This window comes from uncultured Tenacibaculum sp. (assembly GCF_947494125.1).
In the GTDB taxonomy this organism is placed as follows: Bacteria; Bacteroidota; Bacteroidia; order Flavobacteriales; family Flavobacteriaceae; genus Polaribacter.
On sequence record NZ_CANLTU010000023.1, the window covers coordinates 1 to 12,410 of the forward strand.

Annotated in this window: 16 protein-coding genes; 11 read left to right on the forward strand and 5 right to left on the reverse strand. The window is 27.9% G+C overall.

What is annotated here, in order from left to right:
* A partial coding sequence (locus Q0881_RS17455) for a type IX secretion system membrane protein PorP/SprF (protein ID WP_299163177.1) occupies positions 1–198 on the forward strand: 198 nt, incomplete at its 5' end.
* Positions 199–1,165: 967 nt separating this feature from the next.
* Here Q0881_RS17455 and Q0881_RS17460 read toward each other — a convergent pair.
* The 4 genes from Q0881_RS17460 to Q0881_RS17475 all read right to left on the reverse strand — a co-directional run bounded on the left by Q0881_RS17460 (position 1,166) and on the right by Q0881_RS17475 (position 4,661).
* Positions 1,166–1,654 (reverse strand): hypothetical protein, encoded by a 489-nt coding sequence (locus Q0881_RS17460; protein ID WP_299163180.1) that lies wholly within the window; start codon positions 1,652–1,654, stop codon positions 1,166–1,168.
* Positions 1,655–1,740: 86 nt separating this feature from the next.
* Positions 1,741–2,259, reverse strand: a complete 519-nt coding sequence (locus tag Q0881_RS17465; RefSeq protein WP_299163182.1) for a hypothetical protein — start codon at positions 2,257–2,259, stop codon at positions 1,741–1,743.
* 110 nt (positions 2,260–2,369) lie between these two features.
* Positions 2,370–2,798 (reverse strand): hypothetical protein, encoded by a 429-nt coding sequence (locus Q0881_RS17470; RefSeq protein ID WP_299163184.1) that lies wholly within the window; start codon positions 2,796–2,798, stop codon positions 2,370–2,372.
* Positions 2,799–3,371: 573 nt separating this feature from the next.
* Positions 3,372–4,661 (reverse strand): site-specific integrase, encoded by a 1,290-nt coding sequence (locus tag Q0881_RS17475; protein WP_299163186.1) that lies wholly within the window; start codon positions 4,659–4,661, stop codon positions 3,372–3,374.
* A gap of 704 nt (positions 4,662–5,365) precedes the next feature.
* On the opposite strand from Q0881_RS17475, the gene Q0881_RS17480 reads away from it, so the two are divergent.
* The 4 genes from Q0881_RS17480 (at position 5,366) to Q0881_RS17495 (ending at position 7,167) form a co-directional block, all read left to right on the forward strand.
* Positions 5,366–6,013 carry a response regulator transcription factor gene (locus tag Q0881_RS17480; RefSeq protein WP_299163189.1) on the forward strand — a complete coding sequence of 216 codons (648 nt, stop codon included), beginning with the start codon at positions 5,366–5,368 and terminating at the stop codon, positions 6,011–6,013.
* A 72-nt stretch (positions 6,014–6,085) separates the two neighbouring features.
* Complete coding sequence (locus tag Q0881_RS17485; RefSeq protein WP_299163193.1) at positions 6,086–6,277, forward strand: hypothetical protein; 192 nt, start codon at positions 6,086–6,088, stop codon at positions 6,275–6,277.
* Positions 6,243–6,950, forward strand: a complete 708-nt coding sequence (locus tag Q0881_RS17490; RefSeq protein WP_299163196.1) for a hypothetical protein — start codon at positions 6,243–6,245, stop codon at positions 6,948–6,950. The genes Q0881_RS17485 and Q0881_RS17490 overlap by 35 nt, the downstream gene beginning before the upstream one ends.
* A 1-nt stretch (position 6,951) precedes the next feature.
* The gene (locus Q0881_RS17495) at positions 6,952–7,167 is read left to right on the forward strand and encodes a hypothetical protein (protein ID WP_299163199.1); all 216 of its coding nucleotides are present in this window, start codon (positions 6,952–6,954) and stop codon (positions 7,165–7,167) included.
* On the opposite strand, the gene Q0881_RS17500 is transcribed toward Q0881_RS17495, so the two are convergent.
* Positions 7,127–7,513 (reverse strand): helix-turn-helix transcriptional regulator, encoded by a 387-nt coding sequence (locus tag Q0881_RS17500; RefSeq protein ID WP_299163202.1) that lies wholly within the window; start codon positions 7,511–7,513, stop codon positions 7,127–7,129. The genes Q0881_RS17495 and Q0881_RS17500 overlap by 41 nt on opposite strands.
* Positions 7,514–7,619: 106 nt before the next feature.
* On the opposite strand from Q0881_RS17500, the gene Q0881_RS17505 reads away from it, so the two are divergent.
* From Q0881_RS17505 to Q0881_RS17530, 6 genes are all read left to right on the forward strand, one after another.
* Positions 7,620–7,853, forward strand: coding sequence for a hypothetical protein (locus Q0881_RS17505; protein WP_299163205.1), 234 nt, complete (start codon positions 7,620–7,622; stop codon positions 7,851–7,853).
* Positions 7,854–7,878: 25 nt separating this feature from the next.
* Positions 7,879–10,740 (forward strand): hypothetical protein, encoded by a 2,862-nt coding sequence (locus tag Q0881_RS17510; protein ID WP_299163208.1) that lies wholly within the window; start codon positions 7,879–7,881, stop codon positions 10,738–10,740.
* Positions 10,724–10,957: a hypothetical protein gene (locus tag Q0881_RS17515; RefSeq protein ID WP_299163211.1), complete on the forward strand. Its 234-nt coding sequence runs from the start codon at positions 10,724–10,726 to the stop codon at positions 10,955–10,957. Before Q0881_RS17510 ends, Q0881_RS17515 begins: the two co-directional genes overlap by 17 nt.
* 44 nt (positions 10,958–11,001) lie before the next feature.
* Entirely contained in the window at positions 11,002–11,403 is a 402-nt protein-coding gene (locus Q0881_RS17520; protein ID WP_299163215.1) for a hypothetical protein, read from the forward strand.
* A 96-nt stretch (positions 11,404–11,499) separates the two neighbouring features.
* Complete coding sequence (locus Q0881_RS17525; protein ID WP_299163217.1) at positions 11,500–11,703, forward strand: hypothetical protein; 204 nt, start codon at positions 11,500–11,502, stop codon at positions 11,701–11,703.
* Between the two features lie 419 nt (positions 11,704–12,122).
* Positions 12,123–12,332, forward strand: a complete 210-nt coding sequence (locus tag Q0881_RS17530; protein WP_299163220.1) for a hypothetical protein — start codon at positions 12,123–12,125, stop codon at positions 12,330–12,332.
* The last annotated feature ends 78 nt before the right edge of the window (positions 12,333–12,410 follow it).

Sequence of the window (12,410 nt, forward strand, 5' to 3'; positions counted from 1 at the left end):
TCGAGTAGTTTAACTTATTTAGACAAAGTTACTTTAGGAGTTTCAGCAAGGTTAGATGATTCAATATCAACATTCTTAAACTTTAGGGTAAATGATTTTACAAGAATAGGCTATGCATTTGATTATACGCTAAGTAATTTCGGACAGTATAATTCAGGATCTCATGAAGTAATGTTATTGTTTGATTTAAAGAGGTAAAAGATTTACCCCTTATTTACCGTAGCTTTATAGCTACGAAAAAGGGCTGCTATCCCCCATTTAATAGTAGCCCTTTTATATATTTATAAGGGTAAAAGAAAATAGATTTTAAAAAGTGTATCCAAATTTTGTCTCTAAGAGAAGTAACACTTTACTTCTAATGAAAATGTTATTAAGGTTTTTGTCATAATAATACTAAAATGAATGTAGATTTTCTATTCGGTTTGATTTTGATTTGTTGTGATTGCATTTTCTTCTTTTAGTTTTGAGATTTCTTTCTTATAATATTTTATTTTTTGTGCGTTCTCTTTGAAAGTACTGATTGTCTAAATATTTCTGACTTCTTCTGAATTTTTGAATTTGATATTGCTGACTATCCCTTTTAGTTTTTGATCTAATTCGTTTAAAACTTCATCATAACTCTCCATAGCGTATTTTACACTTAATTGTCAATCGGGACTTAAGTTTTTCTATTAAAATAGGAATTAAATTATTAATTTTTATTTTAAAGGTCTCCTGTTTTTTGTTAAGTTCTGATGCTTAGTTAATTACAATGTTTGTTTTCTTTTTTGATTTACAGTTATTCTTGCATAAATAAGAGCTTAATTATTCTTTGCATTTTTTTGGTCAGCCCCAAAAAGGATAGAAAAAGTGTTTTTTGTGCGAATAGTTGTTGTGTTAAATCGTTAATAATCATCGAGACGAAAGTAAAAATCAACGATACTATTCTTAAAAGGTGATTTCTGAAAGTGTTAGTTGAACTGAACTTTGAAAAAAATAACTGTCGATTAACTGACGGATTAAATCAAATTGTATAAAATTAAATGAATTTCTAAAAACGTGAAAACCACATAAATCATAAGATTCATGTGGTTTTATAAGAGCTTTAACGCTCTTCTTTGTGACCTCTGCCAACTTTGGGGTTGGTATTTAACCCTTATTATTTTTACGCCTTGTTGTGTATAGTTTACTTTGCTATCCATTTAGTATATTTTGTTTCAACGAATTCTTTAAAATATTCATTCAATTCAAATAATTTCTTCTCAGCAATTGTTTTGAAACATTCAATTGGTAATCCATCTGATATATGAATGTATTTAGTCTTTTTATCAAGATTAATAAAAATTTGTTGACTTCCAATGTCGGTTATGCAAAGTCCTTCATAATCGTATTCTTGCTTTAATGAGTTATAGTTTGAAGAAAGTAAATTTTCAATAAGTTCTAATTCTCTACCCGTCAATTTTTCTTTTTCAATTAATGAATTAGAATTGTTGTTAGTTATTTTATTATGTTGAAATGCATTTAATTCTAATGTGTAATTATATTCATAGTCTAAAACAAATTCAGCGCTTAATAATCCATGAGAAAATCCATCACCTTTAGAATAGGCAAATAAATATTTGTCATCTAATAAAATAGTGTTAAGTTCTTTGTCAAATTTCCTGAATTGTTTCAATTTTAGTTACATTTTTTAATTACACACAACGTTTAGTATAAACGGTCGTTTTGATGCCGTTTATACTAAACGTTGTGTGTTCGGATTTATTTATTTTTATCGTCAAGACTTTCTAAATATTCAATTGGGTCTATCAAAAAACTATGGGCGTTTGAATTCCTAATACTGTCTTTAATTTCCTCAAAGTCAGCGTCCATTAATTTGCCTTTTCTGTCCATAAACATCCAATTATTTTCTTTTCCCAATTCAATCATATTTTTAAGGAAAGTAAATTCATTTTCTCTCAAATCCGCTCTAAATGAAAATTCACTTATTGAGAGTGTTATTTCATCTAGCCCCATAAAGGCATCATTGTCTAAGGTTTCAGTGTATGTTTTCCAATTAAAACTCGTTTTACTATTTCCCCAGTCAGCTCTTTCCACAATTGAGTCAATTTTTGGTATCAATTCATCTGCTTTTTCATCAATTTCTTTCCAATATAGTTCTGCATCAGACTCAAAATATCCAGTTTCGGTACTAATTCCGATTTCCTTAGGAATTAATTCGTGCCTTTTTTGAATTCCTTCTTTTGGAATAACTGCTAAGTAGTATTGATAAACTGCCATTTGTTTTCGGTTTTCTCTGCTGACGCAGAACGTGCTTGTATAAGATTAGTTGCAGATTTGGATTAAACACTAAAATAGCAATTAATTTTATACTGTGTTGTGTGTAGTTTTTATTCTATTTTTTCAAATCCACTACCAATCCCGTCGTAATTATTGTCAGAAATATCAAACTTATTATTTTCGTAAATCTTAATTATTCCATTTATAACAATTCCTACGTATTGTTGGTTTTCAGGAAATTGAATAAATCTTTCCATTTCTCCAGAATAAATAGATTTTTTCATATTCAATTCATAAATCCCACTCGATATCTCAGTTCCATTTTCGGTTACTGAATATTCATAGTTTCCCATTAAATTCAGGCGAATTGTTTTTCCAGTCGTTTCTGGTGTTTCGTGAATCTGCGCTGCAATTCCTCCATCGGTACTTATCCAATTCCATTCTCCAACTAAGTCTGTATTATTAATTTCAGTTTCATTATCTGAACTACAAGAAATAATTCCTAAAGTCAGAATAAATAAGTAAATTAAATTTTTCATAATATTATTTTTCTATTAGATGTTCAAATTCCGATTTGGTTGCGTCAAATTACACACAACTTGTTTATATACGGAACTTTATTCCTCGTATTTGTCTAATTTGGTTGGCTATGCGGAACTTTTAGGTAATACTAGTCAACTTATTTATTATATGTTTTTAGCTAAATGTAATAAATCTATCTTGGTATTCCAAGGTTATTTTTGTTCAAACCATAGGCTTGAACATGGTCAATTCGTTAAGCACACAAATACACCTTTACATCTATAGCAAAATTATATGTTGTTACTTTCCAGATAAATTAAACAGGAGGAAAGTTTTAAAATCGCATATCTAAAACACAGAATAGTTAAAGTAATAATGAATACGTACGTTCAAAAAGATGTTTAACAATCTTTACGTTAGTGAGATTGTTGAACTTCATTTTAAGAATAAGCCAAAGGTTTTTTTGCTATGTATGATTTTAAAATAGAGTAGAGAATAGATAAGTAAAAATACCGACGGCTTCAAATATGGAACTATCAACAACTACTTTTGTTTAAAAAAAAAATGAAGCTTATTTACTTTTAAAAAAATTAGCGATAATTGATGTTTAGATTTCTGTGTTTCTTTGTTTTTAAATCATTAAGTTTTACTTTTAATAAGTTAATATCTTCACTAACCATGCGCTCAATAACTCGTGCATAAATTTGTGTAGTTGCAATCTTTGTATGTCCTAATAATTTTGATACAGTCTCGATAGGTACACCATTACTCAGTGTAACAGTAGTTGCAAATGTATGACGTGCCATATGAAATGTTAGATTCTTTGTTATTCCACAAGCATGCGCTACTTCCTTCAAATATAAATTCAACTTTTCATTGGTAATTACTGGTAGTAAAGTTTTTGTTATTTGTGTAATGGGATGGTCAAAATATTTATCAATAATATTTTGAGCTTTATCAAGAAGGGGTATTTTAATAGGTGTTTTGGTTTTTTGACGTTTGGTAACTATCCAATTATTACGATCTATTCCTTTTTGAATATTACTTTTGGTAAGACTCATAATATCTACATAGCTAATGCCAGTATAACAACTAAATACAAATAAATCACGCACACGGTCTAAACGATCAATAGGAAAGAAATAGTTTTCTAAATTATATAATTCGTTTTCCGATAAAAACTGACGCTCTCTTTTTTCGTAAGTTGGTTTCCAACGTAAAAATGGGTCTCTGTCTAACCATTCTAAATGATAAGAAAGCGTTGTAATTTTACGTAATCTCTGTAAGTGTTTCATTACAGTGTTTTGGCTTATTGCTTTCGGATGTCCTTTTGGCCAATATTCGTGTAGGTAAGTTTCAAAATCACAAATGAATTTATAATTGAGTTGTTTTAAGTAAACATCAGAAGTTTTTAATTTAGCTTTTAAAAAGCGATTGAGGTAGCTTTCAGTTACTCCAAAATTTCTAATTGTTCCTTTAGCTAATGTTGTTTCAATTTTTCTTCGATGATAATCTAAAAGATTTTGAAGTGTTTTTGCTTGTTCGCCTTCTCCTAAGAAAATAGCTTTAAGAAGTTGGGAGGTAATCAGCTTATCTTGAAGTTTTAAATCCTGATAAGATTGAAAAAGTTTAGAATGAGCTTGATCTAAAGTACGATTCACAATTTTAGCTTCTTGAGTAAAACCTTTTACTCGTTGCTTTTTAGAATCCCATTTAGTAATATCTGCCTTAATTTTTAAGCTGATGTTAACTCGTTTGCTGTTTACGGTTACACGTGCATAAATACCTGCTTTGTTGTTTACCGCTCTTTTAGAATATATCCAAAAGAAGATTGAAAATGTTGAAGTTGAGCGCATGGTTGATGTTTTTTTGTTAAACATTAGTTTAAACGAAAGCCAAATCAACTATACTTTTTTGTTTGTTTAAACTGTCAACACTGTTGACAGTTGTGTCTTTTTGTTGACACTTTGCAAACATATCAAATCAAATTGTATCAAATCTTATGTAGGTCTTAAAACCAATAAAACCTTGCTAATCATAGATTAAGCAAGGTTTTTTACTCTTTTCAAGAGCTTTAAATAGTGACCTCGACAGGATTATTTCTTTATTCATTTATGTTTGATTATCAGTGTTTTACTTTTTGTTTTGGGAAGTTGTTGGGAAGTGTTAATAAAAAACACACTTTTTGTTATTGAAAAAGAGGTAAAATAAAATTAATCTTTTCTAGTGTTTGTCAATAGTATACTTCTTTAAATTATTAATCTATTCTAATTTATATATTTCTATACTCTTAGTACTCAATAAATAAATATAAAGTGTAAAGTACTATAAATTATAATGAAATCATGAGTACAAAACTGAGTACAAAACAGAGTACAGTTGTTTTTGAGTACAGTTTTAAAGTTATATTTACTTTTCTTCTTTTAATTAAATCTAAACTATAAATTTATGTTATAAATGTATTAAATAAAAATAACAGATCTTTATTTTTTAATATTCTTATTTTTAGCTATTTATGTTTTTTTTATTTATAAATAGGGAAACGTCCACTTCATATTTTAGCTAAACAATATACATTTGTTGTATGAAAAGAATTAAGGTACATGTTGCTGATAATCATAGTTTAATATTGGAAGGCATTAAGTCTCTAACAAAAACAAGTGATATTGATGTTGTAGGATATTCTAAGAATGGCTTAGAATTAATTGAATGGTGTAACAGTAATATTTGTGATGTTATCGTGTTAGATTTATCTATGAAGGTTATGAATGGTATTGAAGTTTTAAAATACTTTAAACAAAATCAAAATACCCATAACATAGTAGTTTTTTCATCATATTTAGATAGTCTTTTTATAGAGGAGACATTAAAGTTGGGAGCCAAAGCATATTTAATAAAAGATGATAAGCCTGAAAATTTAGTTAAAGCAATTACTAATGCTAGTATTGGGAAAACTTACTTTTCAACTAAGATAAAAAAACACCTGATAAATGAACACATCCAATCAAAAGGGGAATCTGGAAACTTAAATATCTTAACAGAATTGTTATCTAAGAAAGAATTAAAAATTGTTAAACTGTTAGTTAACGATCACAATACAGTTGAGATTGGAAAAGAAATGAATATCTCACCTAGTACAGTAAGATCAGTAACATTAAAATTAAGAGAAAAGTTTAATACACCTACAACAGTTGGTCTTGCGTTGCGCTTTGCGTTCTTACATGATGACTAATTAAGCTTGTAAATGAAATTATAAGCACAGAAATTTATTTACTTTTAGCAGTTAATCTAAAAATAAATAAAGATGAAAAATTTAATATTTCTATGTGCTGTCATTTTAGCTATTTCTTTTACTTCTTGCGGTGGTAATAAAACCGAACTAGTTCCAGAAAATAAAATTGAAACAAAATATGAATTACAATCAACAATCGGAAAAGGGGATTCTCAAACCTCAGAAGGGGATGGTGGAGCAACACACACTATGGACGAAGATTAAATCTAATGGAGTAAAATTTTTAATAGGTGTATTTTTAGGTTCACTTTTTTACTCTTACATATTTATACCAAAGCATTCTATAGACTATTATGCTGCTGAGAAATCCTTTCTAAAAGCAAAGGGGGGTAATACTATTGCTTTAAATGAAGTTAAAAAATCTGTATTTAATAAACCCGTTTATGAGAAGTATAAAGAAGCAAGGGCAAAGAAGCAAGAAGCTTTTAATAAACTAAATTTTGAAATTGAAAGAGAAAAGACATTTGTTTTTCCTTCTTTTCATTTTTTTTGGGAACGATTCGGAGGAAACACAACAGATTTTATTTTTGGAATATTTGTTTTGTTTATGTTTTTTACAAACACTAGACCAAAAGAATGGTCTTATTTGTTTACTGGTTTTTATCTTTCTACCAAAATATTTACTTATATCTGGATATTCAGTAGACTAGATGATTTTTCAAGATTCACTTATTATTTAATGACAATTGTTTCAGCAGCTGTAATTGTTTATGCAGTTTACCTATTTACAAAATATCGTAAAACTAGAATACAAAAACTTGAAGCGCAAAAAGCGCAACTGCAAAAGCAAAAGAAAGAAATAGCAAAGTTTGCTTATATAAATATACCTGACGAAATGAATGATGAAATGATCGAGGTGTTAGATAAAAACATGTAATATGAATAGAAAATTAGAAGAAGTAAAAAAAGATATAAAAGAGCTTAAAAAAAACACATCATTATCTTTAAAAGAAAAAACTAAAAAATTTATTGCCCTTGACAAAGAACTTGATCAGCTTTTAGATTTTGAATTTAATAATAAAGTAGAGCCTTTAAGTTCGCAAAAAGAAAAATCTATAGTTTTCCCGCTAATTTATAAAGCGAATCTTTGCTAATATCTAGCTTTGTTGCCAAAATTTCTAATACTCGATATAATTGGTCTATTTGTCTTTCTTGGTTTCTTACTGTAGCTTCTATAGAATATTCTCCTGATATTTTCTCACCTTCACTGTTTAGCATATCACCATTATTATTTATTAACCAATATAAAGATATATTGTAATTAATAGAGATTAAAGAGATTGCTTCTATTGAAGGGTTCATTCTTTTGTTCAGGATTTCTGAAAAACTACTATTGCTTAAGTTTAATTTTTTAGCGATTTCACCTTTTTTAACTTCAGTATTTTCAGAAAGTATGTAATTTACCGCCTCTATAAACCTTTGACTTACTAGTTTTTTCATGTTTTTTCAATTTTTCTGAAAAATAATTTGTTTATTTCAGAATTTCTGTAATATATTTGTGATGTAAATTTCTAATCCAGATTTATAAAACTAAAATATATTTCAAATGTCTGCAACAAATATAAAATACAAATATGTATTAAAAAAAGAGGTAATCAATAAACTTAATTCTTGCAATGCAATTGCTAAGCTATCTGTTGATACAGGAATTAAGTATAGTACACTTAAAAGACAAATAAAAGAAAATCACGAGTATCTAACATTATATGCTGTACTCGAGAGTATTTCAAATTATTTAGGTAGGCCATCAAGTGAATTATTAAAAAAACTAGAAGCCTAATCCAATTTTAAGTAACTCTTTTTTAATGAATTATAAATATAACACATCTGTTCTTTATAAAGCAACTAACGGAGGTTTAGATATTTTACATAAATATTTTCCCGATTGTATTGGTTGCGAAACTACTGGTAGTCATAAATTCAAATTCCGTGCCAATGAAAAGACAGCAAGTGCATCATTATTTAAAAAAGAAGATAAGTGGTTTATTATAGATTTTGGAGATAAAAATTATGATGCAGTTAGTGCAGTAATTAGTAAAATAGGACTTCCTTTTTTAGAAGTAATAAAAAAATTATATGTAGAATTTAATGTAGGTGAAAATAACACAGTTTATTCAGCAAATATTGAATTCAAACATAACAATGATAAGTTACCAAATACATATTTTGAAGTTAAGACTAAAGAATATCAAAACTTAAAAAGTATTGGCCGATTTATTAACGCTTCTCTAGCAAAAGAATTCAATTTTTTTGAGGTAGAATCTTATGAGAAGATTACCAAGAAAGAAAGTAAGTTAATGATTACTAGTTGTACTATAAATTACCCAATTTTTGCATATTCAAATGATTTAAAAGTATGGGCAAAAACATATAAGCCAGCAGAATTTAAACGAAAGAATAAAGAAGGAAAAACTGTAAACTTCAAACATGGTTATTTAGGAACAAAAGACAATGACTACATCCATGGATTAGATAGAATATTAAAACAAGTTGACGAAAATAGAATTTCATCATTATATGAAGATTTAACACGTACTTCAAATAGAGATGCTAGGAAGGAAATTCTTAGAGAGATAAAAGAACTACAAGTAAAAAATATTATTATTTGTAGTGGAGGTTCAGACGGTTTAAATCTAGCTTCAATATCAGAGGATTATTATCCAATTTGGTTAAATAGTGAAGGAGAACAATTAAGCTATAATCAGTATAGTAGAATAAATAAATTATGTCAAAATTTTTACAATTTACCTGACATAGATAATTCTGGAAAAAAGTATGCTTTTGCGTTAGCAAATAAATATTGGAACTTAAAAACTGTATGGTTGCCAACCTCTAAAATGGGGCATAATGGTAAGGATTTTAGAGACTGGTTGAAATATTATACAAACGCAGACAAAAACGCAATAAAACGCAAATTTGAAAACTTATTATTAGTTGCGTTAAAATGCAACTTTATTGATAGTAACGATAAAGGACGTCCACAAATAAACTTAGCAAATCTCCATTACTTTTTAAACGCAAACAATTTTTATAGTTATAGGCAAGACTTAAATATTCAAGATAAAAATAATGAGGATACATCATTTGTAGTTAAAATAGAAGATTACAAAGTATCAGTTCCAGAAACCTCTGAAATACGTAAATTTTGTATAGAATATTTAAAGGATAAAGGAGCTTGTTTAGATAAAATAAACTTAATAAAACGTTCAAGGTCATTCTCAGTAAATGAGTTGAAAAATATTGATTCTATTGATATTGATTTTAAAAATTGTACTGCAGTTAGCCAATTATTTTATTTCAATAATGGTATTGTTAAGATTACAGCAAATAATGTTGCGTTCAGTACGAAAAACACTTCAAGCAACTTTGTTTGGTCTCATAAAGTTGTAAATAAAAATTTTATAGTACAACAAAGTTACTTTGAGTATTACAAAGATCTACAAGGACGAAATCGTGTAAAAATAAAAGATACTTCATGTGATTTTATGGCGTATTTAATAAACGGTAGTCGTGTACATTGGCGCAAAGAAATAGAAAAGTCTTTTGATACCGTTCAAGAACAAGAAAATTACAGAAAAACTAATTTATTTACACTTAATGGCGAAAAACTTTCAGAAGAAGAACAAATAAGACAAGAACAACATTTTTTAAATAAATGTTTTGCCTTTGGTTACTTAATACATCGATACAAAAGGGAAGATTTTGCAAAGTTCGTTTATATAATGGATGATGCAGTAAAAGGTAGTGATGATGATGCAAATGGAGGAACTGGAAAAAGTTTAGGTATTAGGGGCTTAAAAGAATTGCTAAATATTTTTACAGTTGATGGTAAAGATGATGATATAAGTTCAAATAAGCATTTGTTAGGAGGCTTACAAAAAGAACATGATGTAATTAATATAGAAGATGGTAAAAAAGGAGGAGCATTTGATTTTTTCTATAATAAAATTACTGGAGAAACAAATATAAATCCAAAGGGGAAACAAGGCTACTCATTATCTTTTGCAGATTCTCCAAAATTCGTAGGTACATTTAATTATGGCTTAAACAAAAATAGAGGTTCAGATTTGCGTCGTTTATTTTTTGTTTCTTTTAGCGATTACTACCACGCACATACAGATGATTACAATAGTGAGCGTAAAGTTTCAGATGATTTTGGACATTCTTTTTTTCAAGATTGGAACGATGAACAATACAATAAGTTTTATAATTTTTTAATGCAATGTTGTCAACTGTATTTAGCTAATGTTAGAAACGAGTTTCTAGCACCTATGGATAATATTAAGATGAACAATTTAAAAGCGCAAATCGGAGATAATTGTATGGAATGGGCAACAGAATATTTTTCAGATGAAAGTAGGTATAATATAAATTTATTAAGAAGTGATTTGTATACAAACTATGTTGATTTTGTAGGTAGAAAATCAGCATTAGGAGCTAGTAAATTTAAAAAGGCAGTAGAGAAGTATTGTAAAATGGAAGGCTTCATTTTTAACCCAAAAAGATATAGAGATTCTCAGGGGAGAATAATGGTGAATTTTGATGATGTAGCAAATCAAAGGAGAGTTAAGAAAGAGCACTTTTTTATTGAAAAGAAAATTTTACAAGAGGAGGGATGTGAGACTATAAGAAAACAAGAAGTTGACACAGATGGAATTACATTTTAAAGCAATGAAGTGGTGTTGGGATAATGGAGTGAAAATAACACCATTTCCAATAATTTCTGATGGTTCAATTTTAAAAATAATTGTTAGTAAGAATGGAATTGAAAGATTAGGAGAACAAAGTTATACTTCTAAAGAGGTTTTTATAAAAATTAATGAATTGTACTTATCAATATATGAGAAGAATAACAAATTATATGAAACTATTACAAATAACTAAAAACTATAACAGTAGCTATTCTGCTACACTTTAAAACAAAAAAAATGAATTATACCCCGAAACAAAAAAAATTAGGCTTGAACAATAGTTCAAATCTTAAAGTAATGTTTAATGAAGATCTTTCTATGTTACCAATATACCAAGAAAGTCTAATTTCTTTAATACAATCCTCGTTAACTACAGAAGAAAATCATTCTTATTTTAAAAGCTCTCATGTTATAAATTGTTTAGATGTTTTAAAGGGATTAATGATTGGTAGAGATGAATATGTAAGGTTAAGTAAACAACATAAATATGAAGATAAGCAACATAAAAAATATATAAATAGAAAAATAAAAGAGATGGAGGAGAAAACAAAAGAACAAGAAAGAATAATTGCAGAATTATTAAAAACTGCTAAAAATAATATAACTGAATTGGTGACTGAATTAGTAGGGGAGGTTTAAGAGCTTAAATATACCCTCTCTGATTCTAAAGGAGGGGGGACTGAAAGTTATGAACTTAAAAAAACGGAACAAAAAGACAACAAAAACAATTTATTTATGGAATTTCAATACCCGCCTTTTAAAGATTCAAAAAAAGCCTTATCGGAATACTACTGGAGGTTGCCAAAAAGATTTTTTAGAAGCACAATAAATAGAATAATATCAGAATCAAGAGGCGTAGATATTAACACTGCAAAATATATAAAAATAATAACTCCTAAAGAATTTAGATTATTTGTAGATGAAGTTGATCGAGTTTAGGGAAATACTAGTAATTATGAAATTTTCAGATTTAAATATAAAAGACAAAATAATATTAATCGCTTTGCTAATAATTACAGTTTTAGCATTCTACAGAGCATTTAATCTGTAGTTAAAAGCAAAAGCAATTTAGGTTTCCAGCAAAAATACAACCATTAAACCCTGGTAAAACTTCAGAACAATGACAAGTTAAAAAATCAGGAACAATTTGAGACAAAGGAGTGGTTAGAAAAATTAAGATAAGGGTAAGTGAAATTAATTTAAGAAAAGGAGAACCCTTTTTTGTTTCTATAAATTCTGTTTTAAGTTGATCATAGCTGTTTTCCATGAAGTAAAAATAATAAAAACAAAATAAATTAAAAGTGTAGTTATTCAACTATAAAACATTAATCGGCCACTCAGCCATAAAACCAAAATACATGGATTTTAAAAAGAAAAAATACATAAAAGAATTTAGTCCTTTTGGCCAATCTCCGAATGGCCAGTTTACAATCAAAACAGATGATAGTTTAAAATTTCCATTAGCAACTGTTTTTGTTCCTGTCGGTGGGCCCAAAAATGTAAAACAGATGGCCGAGGAAAGAGCAGATCATATTATTGAGTGTTTAAACTCATACGTACCTAAATAAATGTAGGTAAAATGACTATGGAATAAGAAATGAAATTTATTTACAATAAGTAAAATGCGTATTACACTTGTTGTGGTT